Consider the following 17,865-nt stretch of genomic DNA (forward strand, 5'->3'; position numbering starts at 1 on the left):
CTGGTTTTCAGGAACGTGGAGCCGGCTTTTTGTGTTGTTGCGCTTGCTTGCTGGTTCTGTGTTGTTTGGTATTGCTGTTTGGTATTTCTTTTTTATTGCTGCAGTTGCGCGCACATAGGTGACTACACCCGCATACCTGCTGCCGTTCTATTGCTGCGGCGTGAAGCGGAACAGCCGCACGGTCAGCGAGCACAGCGCAACGGCCACGCACGGGGCGATCATCGCGATGCTGGCCAGCATAGGGTTGAACATCCAGCCAAGCCACGGATACAACACGCCGGCGGCTATCGGAATCGCCACAATGTTGAACATGAGCACGAGCGCGATGTTGACGCGCACAGTGATGCGCACGCGATGGGTCAGGCGTTCGAGGTCACAAGTGGGCTGGGCAGAAGCGGGCTGGCTGGAAGTGGGCTGGCTGGAATCAGGGTGGCTGGGAAGCTCAGGCTGCATGCCATGACGTTGCATCATGCCCAGCGCAATGCTGACGGGCAGCGGGCACGCCCATGCGAGCGCGCACGGGCATGATACGGCGAGCACGCTGATGGCTGTGACGAGCGCGCGCACCAACGCGGGCTGTGGGCCGAACACTTCCCAGACCACGAACGTCCACATTGCAATGAGCAGCACAATCGGCACGAGCACGCGCGAAATACGGTTTACTGTGCGCTGTAGTTGGGGCGTGCCCTTGGCAGGTAGCCATGCGCGCTCCATCAGCACGGCGCTCAACACGAGTGTGATTGTGACGCCGACGAATTCAAAATACGTGGATTGCAATGGTTCGGGCAGTTGGTCGCCTACGCAGCAGACAATCAGGCTATAAGCGTAGGCAGCAATCGTGCACAGCGATACGAGCGATTGCAGATTCGGGCGGCGCTGGATCAGCGCTTGCCATCCATTGATATGAATCGCGTAGGCGCTGTAAAACATCACGGGTGTGATCAGCAATGCGCGCAACCATTCGTCGGCCAGCCAACCTGGCAGATGGGTTATGAACAGATGTAATCCCGAGACGGCGAGCGTGACCAAGGTCAACGCGGCGGCGACAATTGTGCGACGAATCAGTGTGTCGGTAGGTGAACTCGAAGTGCCCATATGCTGGTCCGTAAGGGCGCCGGCAGTGTGGGACGCCATGGAACGCACAGTGCCGATCGACGTGATAACGGCAAGCAGCATCAGCACTGCTGAGGCAAACAGGTTCAGCGTCATGAATCATTCTCCCATCGGCGTTTGCGGCATTGGCGTAGGCGGTGATAGACACGTTCTTGCTGCCCACGCTACACGGTTCAACGCGCGTTGGCACGCGGTTGCAATAATCATTTACATCGTATTGAATAGAACACATGTTCGAAAATGCTGGTGTGGGTATGGTCGTGTTCTTCGTCGTGGCGGCGTTGGCGCTCGTGGTCGGCTACCTGATTGGTCGCGCCACCGCGCGTCCAGCGACGCCTCAGGTTCCGTTGGGGGAGCCGGGAGCAGACATTACGGCGCAAGATGTGGAAGCGTTACGCCGTGAAGTGGCACAGGAGCGCATGCAGACAGCCCAAGTCACAGCCCAGTGCGCCGAATACCGCGCGCAAGCCGAGGGGCTACGCGAACAATTGGCGTATGTGAAGAACCAGCTCGCACTGCGCCAGCAGGAAGACCAGGCGCGCATGGAACAGGAGCGTGCGCGTGCGGCGCAGCAAGCGCAACAACGCCAAGACGAGCAGCGCATGCAACTTGAGCAGCAAAGCAAAGTGCTCGAAGCGCTCGCACCCGTGCAGAAGAACCTCGATGCCTTGCAAACCACTGTGGCCAAAATGGAAGAAGGACGCCGCCAAGAGATGGGTGCGCTGGGCCAGCAGCTCAAAGGCCTGAGCGAACAGCAGACGCGACTCGACCATGAAACGAGCACGCTTGCCGCCGCATTGCGTAACAACAAGACACGTGGTGCGTGGGGTGAAGCGCAGCTGCGCAACATTGTCGAGTCGGCCGGTCTTACCGAACACGTTGATTTTGACACGCAGGTCGTGGTGCAAGACGCCGATGGCCAAACGTTGCGTCCCGATATGGTCATCCATTTGCCCGGAGGCAAGACGATTCCAATCGATGCCAAAGTGCCATATTCCGATTACCAGCGTGCCTGCCAGATTCCCGATTCGGCGAGTGAAGCCGAACTGCAACGGCGTGACAGTCTGCTGCAAGCCCATGCGAAGGCACTGCGTGAGCATGTGCGCGCATTGTCCGCCAAGGAATATTGGAACGCGTTGCCATCGTCACCCGATTTTGTAATCGCATTCATCCCGAACGAATCATTGCTGCAAGCGGCATTGCAAGCCGATCCAACACTGCTCGACGATGCGTTCGCGCGCAAAGTCGCACTCACGTCTCCCGTGACGTTGTGGGCCGTGCTCAAATCTGTGGCGTTCGCCTGGCAACAGCAGACGTTGACTGATGACGCCAAAATGCTGTTCGACCTGTCGCGCGAACTCTATGAACGCTTCGCCGTACTCGGCGATCACGCCACAGCATTGGGCAATGCGATCACGCGTACGGTCACGGCTTATAACAAGTTCGCGTCGTCGCTTGAATCGCGTGTGCTCGTCAGCGCTCGCCGGTTGCAGCGCATCGACCAGTCCAAAGTCATTGGCACGGTGGACATGATCGACCCCGACAAATCGCATATCAACGAGCTCACGGCACCTGAGGTCACCTCGGAGGATCCTCAAGCGCGTGACTGATTGATGACAGCGATTGATGACGGGCGCCGTAGGTAGGGTGGTGCATATGACTGAAGACAAGCAATTCCGCAAGACCCAGGTCGAACCTGTCAGCGACGCTTCCGCCGACGCTCCCGCTGCCGCAACATTGCCGACGCCGGAAGGCTTTGCAATGATGGATCCTCGCGACCAGCTCAAAACGTTGCTCGTGACACTGTTGCAAGGCAAGGCGTTTTCCGAGTTGTATCCGGTCACGCTCGACCATCGTGCCACAGCCGTAATCGGTCATTTGCTGATCGACACGCTTGAAGAGCAAGGCTTTGGTGTCGACGACTTTGATGCCGTAGGTGCGTTGACGCCGGCGGCTATGCCGCTCGTATGCGCGATGATGCAAGCTGCGGCGTCGCGTGGCGAGGATCTTGACGGATTCATCATGGACTTCGTGTTCCCCTCGGTCAAAGGCCCAAGCATCGCAGGCAAGCGCGTGCTGATGCTCGATGCATGGTTGTCGGAAAAGTCGTATATTCAAACGTCCTCGCTTGTCACATTGCGTAACGGCAATGAGCTGAGCCTTGATTTCGGCATCATCGAAGCGCAAGGCGCACAAGTCGTCGCCGTGGCCGCGCTCGTCGGCGGCGTGGACATGACCTCGCCAACAATCGCCGTCATCAATCCTGTCAACGACGAACGTCATGAGCTGCCATTCATTGAAGTGTTCCATGAATCTGAACTGCGCGATGGCGTGACTGAGGACTGATTGACTCATGCATGAACCCAATCCGATTGATGTGGCCGCACGCCAATCCGGGGAACCCGTGTTCCGCGAGGTAGGGGTCGGCCCGTGGGAGCAGCAGCATCCTGGTGTGCCACGCCCGTCTGACCCGACGTATGACCCGGTGTTGCTTGATGAAGGCGACCGTCGCAATGTGCTCGACCGCTATCGTTATTGGACGGTTGAAGCGATTAAGGCCGACCTCGATGCGCAAGGCCGCCACGGTTTTGAAGTCGCGATAGAAAACTGGACGCACGACTTCAATATCGGCTCAATGGTGCGCACGGCCAATGCGTTCACGGCCAACACCGTGCACATTGTGGGCCCGCACAAGTGGAACCGCAAAGGCGCGCTGATGACCGAGCTCTACCAGCACATCGAGCATCATCCCTCCATCCAGGACCTCGTGGATGACTGGCATCGGCGCATCGAACAGGAAACCTGCGACGCCACACAGCGTGTGGCCGCAGCCACCCAGGCGCTCGACCAAGGCACGGTGCCCACAATGCAGGCGCAACAAGACCTGGCGCAAGCCACGCACGACCTCGAAGCTGCACAACAGGCGCGCATCATCGCCATGGACATTGTGCCCGGTGCCGTGCCGCTGGAACGCTACGAGTTCCCTGAACGCTGCCTGATGCTGTTCGGTGCCGAAGGACCGGGATTGTCGAGTAAAGCGCTCGACTTGGCTGATGACGTCGTCTACATCTCGCAATTCGGCTCGGTGCGTTCCATCAACGCTGGTGCCGCGGCCGCCGTGTCAATGCATGCCTGGATCGCGCAGCATGCACAGATCGCCGCGTGCGCACAGTGATCTGAACTCCGCACATGGCGGTCATGCCCTCTGACCTGACCGCCATATTGTCATCATTGCCCTCCTCCTGACATCTCTTCGGCATCTCCTTGGCATTCGCTGCGCAGACCTCCAATGACATTCATCACTGCGACGTATGCGCATGACAAAGCTCATCATCCTGCGGGATGATTTATGTCCCATTCATTCCAGCTCGTGGACGATGACGTTACGTCACCATGGGGCTTCTGTCTAGGCTTAACCCATGATCGAAATCAACCACATCAGTAAACGGTTCGGCACGAAGCAGGCGCTCAATGATGTCACCTTCACGGCTGCCGATGGACGTGTCACCGGATTCCTTGGACCCAACGGTTCAGGCAAGTCAACGACGATGAAAACGGCGCTCGGCCAGTTGCGCCCCGATTCGGGCACAGCATTGATCGATGGTGAACTGTATGCCCATCATGCGCATCCGATGGAATGCGTGGGCGCCGTGCTCGATGCCAAGTCGGCGCATCGCGGCCGCAAAGCGATTGCGCATTTGCGTGCGATGGCTGCTTCGAACGGCATTCCCGATGCGCGCGTCAATGAAGTCATTGAATTGACAGGCTTGCAATCGGTGGCGCAGCGCAAAGCCGGTACGTTCTCGCTCGGTATGAACCAACGTCTGTCGATCGCGGCCGCATTGTTGGGCGACCCGCGCAACCTGATTCTTGACGAACCCGTCAACGGTCTTGATCCCGAAGGCGTCAAATGGGTGCGTGACTTGTGCCGCATGTGCGCGGCGCAAGGCAAAGCCGTGCTGCTCAGTTCGCATCTGATGAGCGAGGTCGCGCAAACGGCGGATGACCTTGTCATCATCGGTCAGGGCCGCATCCTCGAAACGTCCACCGTTTCGCAGTTCATCAATCGCCACTCCTACAACCGTCTGTACGTTGTTACGCCGACTCCGGACGCCGTGTTCGCGATGTTCGCCACGTCACCCGACGTCGTTGTGGAACGTGTGGCTCTGCAATCGCCGGCTCCGGCCGATGCCGCGGCATTGACGATCACAGGTGCCGATTTGGTTGCTGTAGCCCGCTTGTTCGCTCAGTCGCAGCTTGTGACGTACACGTTCACTGAGCAGCGAGGTTCGCTCGAAGACGCGTACATGCAACTCACGCATGCGTCCGCCGAATATGTCGCACAGCCGTATGCAGCCGCCGGTCAGCCGTCATTCACCCCGTCCAGCCCCGTGCAAGGAGCAGCCCGATGAGCACTGTCAACCCCACACCTTCCACATCTTCCGCTTCCGCTTCCACCGCAGCCACCGCATCCGCCGCGTCGCCTCGCACCATGCATGCTACAGCGCATCCGCATCCCGACCGCTGGCGGGGCCTCACGTTCGGCGGCGCACTCAAATCCGAGTTCATCAAAGCCAAGAGCCTCACGTCCACTTGGGTGCTGTGCATCATCAACGTGGTCATTCTTGCGGGTGCGGCGGCGTTCATGGCGTTTGCCATGACGTTTGCACTCGACGGCGCGCAGGTAGAAAGTGAGACGTTCTGGACTTCCGTGGCTGCCGGCGTCAGCAACTGCATTATTGTTGCGGCCATTTACGGCGTCATGTCGATTTCGAGCGAGTTCTCCACCGGCAGCATCCTGACGTCGCTGACCGCAGTGCCTCGCCGTGGCTTGTTCTATGCGTCCAAAGCTGTGGCCACGTTCGTCATCATGTTCGTGTGCTCGCTGGCCGGTCTCGTGTTGGCCACCGGCATCACGCTCGCATTGCTCGCGCGTAACGGTTTTGACCATAACGTGTTCACGGGCCCGCGTCCGCTCGTGTCGATTCTTGGCGGCGCGCTGATTTTGGCCGTCGTGGCTGTGCTGAGCCAAGGCATGGGTGCGTTGATCCGTGCCACGGTGGGCGCGATTATCGCCGTGATCGGCTTGTTTGAAATTCTGCCGTCGATTGTGCAGCTGCTGATGATTTATCCGAAGACATCCGCGTTTGGCGGCACGCTCATGCATCTGCTGCCGAGCTGGTGCTCTGACCAGTTCCTCGCTGCGGGTGGTACGAACGTAGCCACGTCAATGAACGACCTGTTCCTGGCCAACGTGACCGTGTTCACGCCGTCCTGGGGTTGGGCTGGCGTCATCCTGCTCGCTTGGGCTGCCGTGTTCACGGCGCTTGGCGTGTGGCGTATGTTGCGCAGCGACATCAAGTGACATCCCGGCCGGTGCGGCTATGGAGATTTTTGATGATTTCCGTAGCCGCAACGCGTGCCGTTCACACCCCCAAACGCACACGTTTCATATGCATAGGGTTCGTCACAAACCGAACGTATAGTGAGCATCATGCCAACTTTCACACGTGAAGAAATCATGCATCTGGGCAATCTCGCCCGGATCGCGCTCACCGAAGGTGAGATTGATCGCATGCGCGGTGAACTCAATGTCATCGCCGATTCCATCAACATGGTCCAGGAGGTTGCCACCGAAGATGTGCAGCCTACGGCCAATCCTGTGCCGCTCGAGGCCTATCTGCGTCCCGACGTCGCCGCTAAGCCATTGACTCAGGAACAAGCGCTGTCTGGCGCTCCCGTCAAGGAGCATGGCATGTTTGTGGCACCGCAGATCCTGGGGGAGGAGTGATATGAGCGAGCCTATCGTCAAGCTGACCGCCGCCCAGATGGGTGACATGGTGCGCAATAAGGAAGTCTCGAGCCGTGAGCTGGTTGACGCCCATCTCGACGTCATTGAAGCCGCTGAACCCAGCGTGCAAGCCTTCCTGAAGGTTGCAGCCAAGGAAGCGCGTGAGCAGGCTGACGCCTATGATGCGCTGCGCGATGAGGAAAAGGCCGAGCTGCCCGCTTTGGCTGGCGTGCCGATCGCGATCAAAGACATGATTGTGACCAAAGGCATTGAAACGACGGCCGCTTCGCGCATTCTCGAAGGTTGGGTGCCTCCGTATGACGCGACGGTCATCGAGCGCCTCAAGGCCGCCCATATGCCGTTGCTCGGCAAGACGAACCTTGACGAGTTCGCCCAGGGTTCCTCCACCGAGCACTCGGCCTACCACAACACGAACAACCCGTGGGATCTGGAACGCGTGCCCGGCGGTTCGGGCGGCGGTTCGGCCGCCGCGGTGGCCGCATTCGAAGCTCCGCTCGCATTGGGCACCGACACGGGTGGCTCGATTCGTCAGCCTGGCGCATTGACGGGCACCGTTGGCGTCAAGCCCACGTATGGTGGCGTCTCGCGCTATGGCGCAATCGCCATGGCCTCGTCGCTGGACCAGATCGGTCCCGTGTCGCGCACGGTGCTTGATTCGGCATTGCTGCAAGAAATCATTGGTGGCAACGACCGCCGTGATTCGACTTCTATTCCTGAGCCGCCGCGTCCAATGGTCGCAGCCGCCCGTGAAGGCATGAAGCGCGACTTGAAGGGTCTCAAGGTTGGTCTGATCAAACAGCTGCAAGGCGAAGGATTCCAGCCTGGCGTGCAGGCGCGTTTCGATGAAGCTGTGAAACTGCTCGAAGCCATGGGCGCTGAAGTCGTTGAGGTCTCGTGCCCGCATCTTGAGTATGCATTGGGCGCCTACTACATCATCATGCCGTCCGAAGTCTCGTCGAACCTGGCGCGCTACGACGGCATGCGTTACGGCTTGCGCGTCATGCCGCCTGTCGACGTGCCACAAACGGCCGCCAACATGATGAGCTACACGCGTGAAGCCGGCTTCGGTGACGAAGTCAAGCGCCGCATCATCCTCGGCACCTACGCGCTGTCGGCCGGCTACTACGATGCGTGGTACGGCTCGGCACAGAAGGTGCGCACGCTGATCATCGAAGACTTCAACAACGCGTTCAAGCAGGCTGATGTGCTTGTCTCTCCGACGAGCCCGACCACTGCGTTCAAGTTCGGTGAAAAGACCGAGGACCCGATGGCCATGTATCTCAACGACGTCGCGACGATTCCGGCCAACCTGGCTGGCGTGCCGGCCATGAGCATTCCTGCGGGCCTGAGCGACGACGGACTGCCTGTGGGCTTCCAGTTCATCGCCCCGCAGCAGCGCGATGAGGTCATGTACAAGCCGGCCGCAGCTCTTGAAGCGGCGCTTGAAGAAGCATGGAACGGCCCGATCTGGCAGAGCCTGAAGACCCCGTGGCTCGATGGCATGAACAAGTGAGAGGGCGGAAAGAACAATCATGGCAGAGAAACTCATGAAGTATGCCGAAGCCACGAAGCAATACGATGTGGTGTTCGGTTTGGAAACGCACGTGGAACTGTGCACGAACACGAAGCTGTTCTGCCCGGCCCACATCGAGTTCGGTGGCGAACCGAACACGCAGCTGACGCCGGTGAGCCTCGGTCTTCCAGGCTCGCTGCCCGTGCTGAACGAAACGGCTGTGGATCACGCGATCAAGCTGGGTCTGGCCTTGCATTGCCAAATCAACGAGTGGAGCCAGTTCGCACGTAAGAACTACTTCTACCCGGACATGCCGCGTGACTACCAGATCTCGCAGTACGACAAGCCCACGAATGGTGAAGGTTATCTCGATGTGGAACTTGAGGACGGCACCGTGTTCCGTGTGCCGATCGAACGCGCGCACATTGAGGATGACGCCGGCAAGAACACGCATGTCGGTGGCGCTGACGGCCGTATTGAAGGTGCGAACCATTCGCTCGTGGACTACAACCGTGCCGGTGTGCCGCTGATTGAGATTGTGACGAAGCCGATTGAAGGCGCGGGCGAGCGCGCTCCGGAAATCGCTGGCGCCTACATGCGCGCGATCCGCGATATTGTGCGTGCGCTCGGCATTTCCGAAGCCCGCATGGAGCAGGGCAACATGCGTGCCGACGTGAACGTGTCGTTGCGCAAGAGCCCCGACGACGAGTATGGCACGCGTTCGGAAACAAAGAATGTCAACTCGTTCCGCGGTATTGAAAAGACAATCCAGTATGAGATCCGCCGCCAGGCGGCTCGCTTGGATGCCGGCAAGGAAGTCTTGCAGGAAACGCGCCACTGGGATGAGGCTTCGCAAACCACGGCTGGTGGCCGTGTCAAGTCCGATGCCGACGATTACCGTTATTTCCCCGATCCCGATCTGGTCATGCTGCACATCACCGATGAGCACATTGAGCGCATCAAGGCGCAAATGCCGGAGATGCCGCGTGAACGTCGCAATCGCCTGAAGGGCGAGTGGGGCTTCAACGATGTGGAAATGCGTGATGTGATCAACGCTGACGCACTCGACCTGATCGAGCAGACCGTGGCCGCAGGTGCCACGGCTTCGGGCGCCAAGAAGTGGTGGCTCGGCGAAATCTCGCGTGAAGCCAACAAGGCTGGCAAGAGCCTTGAGGAGCTTACGGTCACGCCGGCCGATGTGGCCGAAGTCGAGCAGCTCATCGCTGACGGCAAGCTCAACGACAAGCTCGCCAAGCAGACGATGGTCGCCGTGCTGGCTGGCGAAGGCACGCCAGCGCAAGTGGTCGAAGCCCATGGTTTCAAGGTCGTCTCGGATGATGGTGCTCTTGAAGCGGCCGTGCAGGCCGCCATGGACGCCGACCCGGACGTGGTGGCCAAGCTCAAGGCCGGCAACATGAAGCCGATGGGCGCGATCATCGGTGCCGTCATGCGTGCCACGAAGGGCCAGGCTGACGCCAAGGCCGTGACGAAGATCGTCATGGACAAGATCAAGGGCTGATGCCCCAAGGCTGGTGTGGCCCCAACCACACCAGCCACGCCGGGCGGATGGCGGCCAATGGCTGGCCATCCGCCCGGCTTTCCGAAAATAAACGAAAAAAATGGGCATAGTAGTGTCTGATCAGCGCAAACCACTTATGCTGAACAAGTGAAGGAACAGATAGGGCCAGGGGGATTTTGCAACAGGCCCATGCACAAAGGATCGATGCAATGACTGCAATGGCACAGACCACACACGCTGCACAACCGACCCGCGATTCACATGAATCCACGCGACATCTGCCACCTTCCATCACGATTCCAATCATTCGCGGCGAAATGGTCATCATGCGGCCCTCAACGACCGCTGACCTGCCGATCATGGATGATTTGGACGCGTACTACCATGCTTCCGCCGTCACAGGCAAGGACCGTGTGGCTGAGCGTGCCGCCGTGCATGCCTGGGTGCGCCGTTCCGTGCGTTGGGTGCAAGGCGCTGTGGATGATTCCGCTGATGAGGATCCGGAAGCGCGCCGCACGATCGCCTGGACGCTGTGCAAGGTTCCTGAAGACCGTGAAGATGACGCCGTAACGCCCCAGAACGCTACGGAAGTCATTGGCATGGTGTTTCTGATCGACATTGACGCGTGGGCACGTTCGGCACGCATCCAAGTCGTGTTGGGCCGCGAGTTCCGTGGGCGCGGATACTCGCGTGACGCCATGCCTCGCGTGATGACCTATGGTTTCGCAAGCCGTGGGGAAGGCTTGGGACTGCATCGCGTGTGGGTTTCGGTGCCCGAAAAAAATCAAAGGGCTATTTCCGTATACCAGTCATTGGGCTTCGAACGCTCCGGTGAAGCGCGTGACGCGTTGTGGGATGAACGCAATGGCAAATACCAGAACCTGATTGTGATGGACGCGCTCGAAGACGAATACGATCCCGTGCGATCGCTCGATGTGTTTGGTATGCATTACATTTTGGGTAATCCAGGAATAGAACAGGCGTTGAAACGCCATGCCCAAAGTGAGGAAACGCGCCAACAGGCCACGTCAGAGCCGGATGACGCGGCCGCAGAAGCCGTGGCTGATGAGACAGGGTGGCCGTACAATACTGTGGAACGTAAGTCGTCGCACAAGGCGTGGTGGCGTTCGCTGGGCAACCAGCGTGACGAACGGCGCCGCAATACGCGACACAATTCCTGAACGTCAATACCCGCACGGACTGGAGATGTCCAAGCAAACCAAAGCAACTTGACACGGCGCGCATCTGGTGATGATGCGCGCCGTCAGTGTGATATGAAGTGTGATATGAAGGGTGTGATATGAGCGCAGAAGACCTCGATAACTACGAAACCGATGCCGAACTCGCGTTGTACAAGGAGTATCGCGACGTCATCAAACTGTTCAAATATGTGGTCGAAACGGAACGCCGGTTCTATTTGGCGAACAAAGTCGATTTCAACGTGCGTTCGGCAGGCCAGGACGTGTATTTCGACGTGCAACTGCAGGACGCGTGGGTCTGGGACGTGTACCGTTCGAGCCGTTTTGTCAAGAACGTGCGCATCGTGACATTCAAAGATGTCAATGTGGAGGAAATGCAGAAAACGGACATCGATATCCCCGACGCGATGTAAGCCGAGCGCGCAAAAAGACGGCACCCCCGAAACATTGCGCACAACCCGTCAGATGCCGTATTTGTGCGTGGTTTCGCTGAGGGGACACGGGTTCGGGCGCGTCTGTGGTGCAAGGTACGGCCTAGGATGGCTACACGGAACCATACCGGATTGTTTTCGGATATGAAGCGGCGCCGAGCCTTACGGCAGTCATCGCCGAGCACAATGCATGAATCACGCAAGGAATCTGCTGCATGATGCATGCCCAAAGAAGAGAATGTTGTTGATGCGTCAGCGTGAAGGAGATCCTCAAGTGTCGCAAAGCAAAGCCAAGCAGTCCACGGACACGGCCACACAGGTGGATGCGCGACCAGCGGACGGCAAGCAGAAGGAAACCGTCGTCATCATTGGCGGTGGTCCTGCCGGACTCACAGCGGCCTGGGAATTGGTCAAGGATGGCGGATCTGACCGCTACGACGTGACTGTACTTGAAGAAACCGAAGAATTTGGCGGCATCGCCCGCACGGTCAAATATCACGGCAACCGCATGGATATTGGTGGCCACCGTTTCTTCTCAAAAGACGAGCGCATTATGGACTGGTGGAAGCAGACGCTGCCGCTGCAGGGCGCCCCATCTTACGACGACAAGAAGCTTGGACGTGAACATGAGCTCGAACCGGGCGGACCCGATCCGGAAACCACCGATGAAGTGATGCTCAAACGTCACCGTGTGTCACGTATTTACTGGAACAAGCATTTCCTGGATTATCCGATTTCGTTGAGTGTCGACACGCTCAAGGCCATGGGCCCGCGCATCACGATGTCGGCAGGATTCTCCTATCTCAAATCGGTTGTGCACAAGCTGCCCGAAGACAACCTCGAGAACTTCTATATCAACCGTTTCGGCCGCAAGCTCTATTCGATGTTCTTTGAAGGCTATACCGAGAAGCTCTGGGGCCGCCATCCGTCGGTGATTTCCGCCGACTGGGGCTCCCAGCGCGTCAAAGGCCTGTCAATCATGGGCGTGCTTAAGAACGCCGTACAGAAACTGATGCCGAAACAACGCGACAATGACGAAGTGGAAACCTCGCTGATTGAAGAGTTCTGGTATCCCAAGCTCGGCCCGGGCCAGCTGTGGGAAACCGTGGAACGCAACGCGCGTGAGGCTGGCGCGAAAGTGATTACGGGCGCCAAAGTGGTCGAAGTGCGCCAACAGGATGGCGCCATCAGCTCGGTCGTCTACGAGAGCTCCGATGGCACGCGCACCGAATTGAAGGCCGACCAGTTCGTGTCTTCAATGCCTGTCAAGGACCTGGTGGAAGCGCTGGATACGACCAGCGCGCCGGCTCCGGCCGACATGAAGGAAGTCGCGCAAGGTTTGCCTTATCGTGACTTTGTGACGGTGGGACTGCTCGTCAAGAAAATGGGCTTGAAGAACACGACCGACATTCCCACGCTTGGCAATCCACCAATTGTGCCCGATTGCTGGATTTACGTGCAAGATCCGGGTTACAAGGTGGGTCGTATCCAGATTTTCAACAACTGGAGCCCCTATCTCGTTGAGGATGTGGACGACACCGTCTGGATCGGTTTGGAGTATTTCTGCACCGAAGGCGACGCGTTCTGGAACCTCAGCGATGATGAGGCACGCAAGTTCGCAATCCAGGAAATGACGCGCATGGGTGTGATTTCCGGACCGGATGATGTGCTTGACGCGCATCGTGAACGTGTCAAGAAAGCGTATCCCGCCTACTTCGACACGTATGATTGCATGCCCGAACTCGTCGAATACCTTGATTCGTTCGGCAACCTGTATTGTGTGGGCCGTAACGGCCAGCACCGCTACAACAACATGGACCATTCGATGGCCACGGCCATTGAAGCCGTGGACAACATCCGCGAGCACAAAGACAGCAAAGACAACGTCTGGTCGGTCAACACCGACAAGGCATACCACGAAACCAAGTGAGTGCGCCAGTGGCCGGTTGACCAGTGAACCGGTTGCTCAATTGACGAGTTGCCCAGTGTGAACCCGTGCGTGCGTATTTTCATGACGCATGCGCGGGTTTTTCTGATTGTGACGTGATGGCACGGTTGGGCTATGCGTGATGTATGCAGCAGATTGCATAGATATCGTTCAATGCGTGAAACGTTGGCGCGCATGGTCGTTGAGGTGTTGTATGGTGTGTGAAGTTCGCTATACAGCAGTTATGTAGAGCAGAACTTTCCAAAGTCGGGGATTTTCCTCAGAACTATCTTTTTTCAGCCAAAATCAAGGGCAACCTTGCATGGCCAAAGAAAGGCACACCAGTGGCAACCAGCCAAAATCTGAATGACATGAAACTGCCTGAGCTCAAGGAGCTCGCTAAGCAAATGGGCCTGAAAGGCACATCGACGCTGCGCAAGGACAAGCTCATTGAAGTACTTCAGGCGGCCCGCTCCGGAGCGGCTGTGCCGGAGGGTGTGTCCATTTCCGTAGGCAACCATGCAGTTTCAGCTGGTTCCCGCAAGACTGAGGCCACGACCAACACGACTGAGGGCGCCAACACCCAAGCTGCCCAGACTGCACAATCCGCTCCATCCGAGCCGGACGCTCAAGCCGCTGAGGCGAGTGAACCAGCCGAGCCGCGTGTGCCGCGCCGCGCTCGCCGAGCGACCACTGATGAGAATGGTGAGCCGTTGGAGTTGGCCGGTCTGGTCGACCACAACGAACATACGGTGCTGTCGCGCCGTGTACGCGGCAAGCGCCGCGCCGCCGAGCGTGAAGCCATGATTGAGGAAGTGGCCAGCGAAGCCGCACAAGACGCGTTGGGTGTGCTGGATGCGTTGAGTGGCGAACGTGACGCCCATGCTGAAGGCCGCAGTGACAATCGTCTGGGTGTGCAGCGCCGTCGCCGCGCGATGGCAGTGCAGCGTGGCCATGATCGTGACCGTGATCGTGCCGAACGTCGATCCCAAGATCAGGAATCGAACACTGAAGAGGAATTGGACGACATTTTGGCGGCGCTGCCTGCACGCGAGGGCGAAGCCGAACGCTCCAATAGTGAATCCACGAATCGTCGTGGCCGCAACGCCTACCACAATGATGAGCGCGGGCGTGGCGACGACCGTAATGAGCGCAACAATCGCAATGATCGCGACGAGCGCAAGGACCGCCGTCGTGGCCGCAATCGCAATGATGATTGTGATCGTGACGAGCGCAACGAGCGCAACGATCGCGCTGATCGCAACGACCGCATGAACCGTCGTGGCCAGCGTGATGACGCCAACGACCGCAACAACCGTCGCAACAACCGCCCTGAGCGTGCCGAACGTGACGAGCGCGTCGATGAAGTGGTGCCCGTGGCTGGCATTGTGGATGTGCTTGACTCCTATGCGTTCATCCGCACGTCGGGATATCTGCCTGGCCCCAATGACGTCTACGTGTCGATGGGACAAATCAAAAAGTACGGTCTGCGCAAGGGCGATGCCGTGCAGGGCACGATCAAGGCTCCGCATGAGGGTGAACACCGCAATGCGCGCCAGAAGTTCGTGCCGTTGCAGGCCATTGTGTCGATCAATGGCATGAGCGTGGAGGAAGCGGGCCGCCGTCCCGAGTTCTCAAAGCTCACACCGTTGTATCCCAATGAGCGCCTCGTGCAAGAGACCGACGCCAAGCATTTGACGGGTCGTCTGATCGACATCATCGCACCAATCGGCAAGGGCCAGCGTGGCCTAATCGTGTCGCCACCCAAGGCCGGCAAGACGATCACGTTGCAAAACATCGCCAATTCGATTGCGCAAAACAATCCTGAAGTGCATTTGATGGTCGTGCTCGTGGACGAACGCCCTGAAGAAGTCACCGATATGGAACGCACCGTGCAAGGCGAAGTCATTTCGTCAACGTTCGACCGTCCGGCGTCCGACCATACGATTGTGGCCGAGTTGGCGATTGAACGCGCCAAGCGTCTTGTGGAGCTCGGCCAGGATGTGGTCGTGCTGCTCGATTCGATGACGCGTCTGGCACGCGCCTACAACATCGCGGCCCCGGCCTCGGGCCGTATCCTGTCGGGTGGTGTGGATGCGCAGGCGCTGTATCCGCCGAAGAAGTTCTTTGGTGCGGCACGCAACATTGAAAACGGCGGTTCGTTGACGATCATCTCGTCGGCGCTCGTGGAAACCGGTTCGAAGATGGATGAAGTCATCTTCGAAGAGTTCAAGGGCACGGGCAACATGGAGTTGCGTCTGAGCCGTGAACTGGCCGACAAGCGTCTGTTCCCAGCCATCGACATCAACGCTTCGGGCACGCGTCGCGAAGAGCTGATCACGGCTCCCAAGGAGCTGCCGCTCAACTACGGTTTGCGCCGTCTGCTTGGCGGTCTTGAACCTGAGCAGGCATACCAGACGCTCGTGCCGCGCTTGCGCAAGACGGCCACGAACCGTGACTTCTACGCCTCGATGGTGCAAAACAGCGCGAACAACAACTAATCCGCGTTCCCACCCATCTAGCAACTTACAGCCAGGCCCGGCTGCGCAACCACCATATTGCCGCAGCCGGGCCTTTGCAGAGCATCATGCGCATGAACTGCCCGCATCCCCAGGCCCGCATGCGCCCACAATCCTTGGCCGTTGCTGCCGATTGCTCGCTGCCCACATGCTGAGCAACGTTTGTTTCCACGAGTTTTCTTGGTTCATGCGCGTGTTACTTGCACACAATGCGTTCGATTTACGCAACCCATAGGGTCGATATCACGATTCGATACGCGGATCACCATTGGCCATATGTCTGATATGGCATGAGAGAGGATGTGGTGCACCCATGACACCGAACAACACACACTTTGGAACATTGCGTCATTCCCGCATCATGGCTGTGGGGGCAGCTGTTGCGGCGCTCACTCTGGCATTGTCGGGCTGCGGCTCGGGATCGGGATCGTCCGACGCCACGAGTTCAGCCATCTCCGGATCGGACGCCAGCGACAAGCAGGTCAATGAATTTGTGGCAGCCGGCATGTTCCCATCCACCGGCTCGATGGCTTATATCGGCCCATCCAACGTGGCCGTCATGAAACTCGCCGAACAAGAAATCAACGCTGCCGGCGGTGTGCTCGGCAACAATATCAAGACCGTCACGGCTGATACGTCCGACTCCGACCACGCCGACCAGAATGCGGCCGCCGCACAATCGGTGCTCGCACAAAACCCGTCAGTAGTTGTCGGTCCTCCTTCAAGCGCCGTTGTCAAGAACTCTTACAAGTCCGTTGTGGCTTCCGGCGTACCAATGATTTCCAACGGTGCCACGTCCACGGCGTTCAGCGGCCTTGACCCGATGTTCTTCCGCACAATCGCCCCGGATACTGTGCAAGGTGCCGTCGTCGGCCAGCTCATCGCCCAGGATGGCGTGAAGAACCTCGCTATCGCCGTGTTTAACGAAGAGTATGGCACGTCGTTACGCAAGGTTGTGGTTGATACGGTCAAGGATGCAGGTGTCAACGTGGTCTACGGTGAAACGGAAGCATTCGACCCGACCGAAACGAACTTCGCGTCAATCGCCACAGCCATCAAGGCCAGCGATCCCGACGCTGTGCTCGTCATCGCATTCGACCAGACCACGCCGCTCGTCAAAGCGTTGAAGACAGCCGGCGTTGACACGACCAAGCTATACATGACCGACGGCAACACGGTCGACCACTCCGACGATTTTGAAGCCGGCCTGATTGAAGGCTCGCAAGGCACCATCCCAGGTGCCAACCCGAGTGACGAGTTCCGTGCCAAACTCAAGGAAATCGATAGCAGCCTTGTTGATTTCACGTATGCTGCCGAAACCTATGACGCCGTGATGCTGGCCGCGCTCGCCGCACAAAAGGGTGGCAGTGCCGATGGCAAGACCGTGGCCGCGAACCTGCCGTCAGTGTCTGGCGCTGATGGCGGTGAGGAGTGCACGACGTTCGCTGCTTGCGTTGCGCTGCTCAAGGACGGCAAAGACATCACGTACGTTGGCCAGTCCGGCGTCGGCGCGTTCAACGACAACAACGACCCGTCCACTGCTGTGATCGGCATTTACAAGTACGACTCGTCGAACAAGGCCAGCTTCGATCACGCTCAGGAAGGCGCTGTGCCCACTGAGTAACCGCGCCCACTGAGTAATCCAGGTAATTGCATTCGTCCCTGACGCACAAACACCAAGTCCCCGTTGCAGTTATTTGCAACGGGGACTTGTTCGTATTGTCAGGCTCTTGCGTGGCTCAGTTGTGTCGTTCAGTTGCTTTGCCCGTCAGCCTCACAGCAACACAGCAGCAGTACCGCTCACGGCACTGCTGCTGCACGCTCGATTGTTA

General features: G+C 58.5%; 14 protein-coding genes. 13 read left to right on the plus strand and 1 reads right to left on the minus strand.

The window, feature by feature from the left end; translation table 11 throughout:
• Positions 1 to 147: 147 nt before the first annotated feature.
• Positions 148 to 1,209: a P-type ATPase actuator domain-containing protein gene (locus BGLCM_RS08695; protein WP_006295882.1), complete on the minus strand. Its 1,062-nt coding sequence runs from the start codon at positions 1,207 to 1,209 to the stop codon at positions 148 to 150.
• A 134-nt stretch (positions 1,210 to 1,343) separates the two neighbouring features.
• On the opposite strand from BGLCM_RS08695, the gene BGLCM_RS03065 reads away from it, so the two are divergent.
• The 13 genes from BGLCM_RS03065 (at position 1,344) to BGLCM_RS03125 (ending at position 17,657) form a co-directional block, all read left to right on the plus strand.
• On the plus strand, positions 1,344 to 2,723 hold the full coding sequence (locus BGLCM_RS03065) for a DNA recombination protein RmuC (protein WP_006295881.1): 1,380 nt from the start codon (positions 1,344 to 1,346) through the stop codon (positions 2,721 to 2,723).
• Positions 2,724 to 2,769: 46 nt separating this feature from the next.
• Positions 2,770 to 3,459 carry an orotate phosphoribosyltransferase gene (locus tag BGLCM_RS03070; protein ID WP_044084731.1) on the plus strand — a complete coding sequence of 230 codons (690 nt, stop codon included), beginning with the start codon at positions 2,770 to 2,772 and terminating at the stop codon, positions 3,457 to 3,459.
• 7 nt (positions 3,460 to 3,466) lie between these two features.
• Positions 3,467 to 4,288 carry a TrmH family RNA methyltransferase gene (locus tag BGLCM_RS03075; RefSeq protein WP_006295879.1) on the plus strand — a complete coding sequence of 274 codons (822 nt, stop codon included), beginning with the start codon at positions 3,467 to 3,469 and terminating at the stop codon, positions 4,286 to 4,288.
• Positions 4,289 to 4,532: 244 nt separating this feature from the next.
• Positions 4,533 to 5,525, plus strand: a complete 993-nt coding sequence (locus BGLCM_RS03080) for an ABC transporter ATP-binding protein (RefSeq protein WP_006295877.1) — start codon at positions 4,533 to 4,535, stop codon at positions 5,523 to 5,525.
• On the plus strand, positions 5,522 to 6,478 hold the full coding sequence (locus BGLCM_RS03085; RefSeq protein WP_044084732.1) for an ABC-2 transporter permease: 957 nt from the start codon (positions 5,522 to 5,524) through the stop codon (positions 6,476 to 6,478). Before BGLCM_RS03080 ends, BGLCM_RS03085 begins: the two co-directional genes overlap by 4 nt.
• Before the next feature lie 129 nt (positions 6,479 to 6,607).
• Positions 6,608 to 6,904: an Asp-tRNA(Asn)/Glu-tRNA(Gln) amidotransferase subunit GatC gene (gene gatC / locus BGLCM_RS03090; RefSeq protein WP_006295875.1), complete on the plus strand. Its 297-nt coding sequence runs from the start codon at positions 6,608 to 6,610 to the stop codon at positions 6,902 to 6,904.
• A gap of 1 nt (position 6,905) precedes the next feature.
• Entirely contained in the window at positions 6,906 to 8,438 is a 1,533-nt protein-coding gene (gene gatA / locus BGLCM_RS03095; RefSeq protein WP_006295874.1) for an Asp-tRNA(Asn)/Glu-tRNA(Gln) amidotransferase subunit GatA, read from the plus strand.
• Between the two features lie 19 nt (positions 8,439 to 8,457).
• Complete coding sequence (gene gatB, locus BGLCM_RS03100) at positions 8,458 to 9,957, plus strand: Asp-tRNA(Asn)/Glu-tRNA(Gln) amidotransferase subunit GatB (RefSeq protein WP_006295873.1); 1,500 nt, start codon at positions 8,458 to 8,460, stop codon at positions 9,955 to 9,957.
• A 209-nt stretch (positions 9,958 to 10,166) separates the two neighbouring features.
• Positions 10,167 to 11,138, plus strand: coding sequence for a GNAT family N-acetyltransferase (locus tag BGLCM_RS03105; protein ID WP_044084733.1), 972 nt, complete (start codon positions 10,167 to 10,169; stop codon positions 11,136 to 11,138).
• Between the two features lie 119 nt (positions 11,139 to 11,257).
• The gene (locus BGLCM_RS03110; RefSeq protein WP_006295871.1) at positions 11,258 to 11,569 is read left to right on the plus strand and encodes a DUF2469 domain-containing protein; all 312 of its coding nucleotides are present in this window, start codon (positions 11,258 to 11,260) and stop codon (positions 11,567 to 11,569) included.
• A 256-nt stretch (positions 11,570 to 11,825) separates the two neighbouring features.
• Positions 11,826 to 13,517 (plus strand): NAD(P)/FAD-dependent oxidoreductase, encoded by a 1,692-nt coding sequence (locus BGLCM_RS03115; RefSeq protein WP_006295870.1) that lies wholly within the window; start codon positions 11,826 to 11,828, stop codon positions 13,515 to 13,517.
• Between the two features lie 341 nt (positions 13,518 to 13,858).
• Complete coding sequence (rho, locus tag BGLCM_RS03120; RefSeq protein ID WP_044084735.1) at positions 13,859 to 16,015, plus strand: transcription termination factor Rho; 2,157 nt, start codon at positions 13,859 to 13,861, stop codon at positions 16,013 to 16,015.
• Positions 16,016 to 16,346: 331 nt separating this feature from the next.
• Complete coding sequence (locus tag BGLCM_RS03125; protein ID WP_052295148.1) at positions 16,347 to 17,657, plus strand: ABC transporter substrate-binding protein; 1,311 nt, start codon at positions 16,347 to 16,349, stop codon at positions 17,655 to 17,657.
• Positions 17,658 to 17,865 lie beyond the last annotated feature (208 nt).

The sequence above is a fragment of the Bifidobacterium gallicum DSM 20093 = LMG 11596 genome, from assembly GCF_000741205.1.
Classification (GTDB): domain Bacteria; phylum Actinomycetota; class Actinomycetes; order Actinomycetales; family Bifidobacteriaceae; genus Bifidobacterium; species Bifidobacterium gallicum.

What these genes read in the sequence shown, in the direction of transcription:
- BGLCM_RS03065 (WP_006295881.1), top strand. Translation starts at nt 1,344, where the DNA reads ATGTTCGAAAATGCTGGTGTGGGTATGGTCGTGTTCTTCGTCGTGGCG.
- gatC (WP_006295875.1), top strand. Translation starts at nt 6,608, where the DNA reads ATGCCAACTTTCACACGTGAAGAAATCATGCATCTGGGCAATCTCGCC.
- BGLCM_RS03070 (WP_044084731.1), top strand. Translation starts at nt 2,770, where the DNA reads ATGACTGAAGACAAGCAATTCCGCAAGACCCAGGTCGAACCTGTCAGC.
- gatB (WP_006295873.1), top strand. Translation starts at nt 8,458, where the DNA reads ATGGCAGAGAAACTCATGAAGTATGCCGAAGCCACGAAGCAATACGAT.
- gatA (WP_006295874.1), top strand. Translation starts at nt 6,906, where the DNA reads ATGAGCGAGCCTATCGTCAAGCTGACCGCCGCCCAGATGGGTGACATG.
- BGLCM_RS03125 (WP_052295148.1), top strand. Translation starts at nt 16,347, where the DNA reads ATGACACCGAACAACACACACTTTGGAACATTGCGTCATTCCCGCATC.
- BGLCM_RS03075 (WP_006295879.1), top strand. Translation starts at nt 3,467, where the DNA reads ATGCATGAACCCAATCCGATTGATGTGGCCGCACGCCAATCCGGGGAA.
- BGLCM_RS03115 (WP_006295870.1), top strand. Translation starts at nt 11,826, where the DNA reads ATGTTGTTGATGCGTCAGCGTGAAGGAGATCCTCAAGTGTCGCAAAGC.
- BGLCM_RS08695 (WP_006295882.1), bottom strand. Translation starts at nt 1,209, where the DNA reads ATGACGCTGAACCTGTTTGCCTCAGCAGTGCTGATGCTGCTTGCCGTT.
- BGLCM_RS03085 (WP_044084732.1), top strand. Translation starts at nt 5,522, where the DNA reads ATGAGCACTGTCAACCCCACACCTTCCACATCTTCCGCTTCCGCTTCC.
- BGLCM_RS03110 (WP_006295871.1), top strand. Translation starts at nt 11,258, where the DNA reads ATGAGCGCAGAAGACCTCGATAACTACGAAACCGATGCCGAACTCGCG.
- BGLCM_RS03080 (WP_006295877.1), top strand. Translation starts at nt 4,533, where the DNA reads ATGATCGAAATCAACCACATCAGTAAACGGTTCGGCACGAAGCAGGCG.
- BGLCM_RS03105 (WP_044084733.1), top strand. Translation starts at nt 10,167, where the DNA reads ATGACTGCAATGGCACAGACCACACACGCTGCACAACCGACCCGCGAT.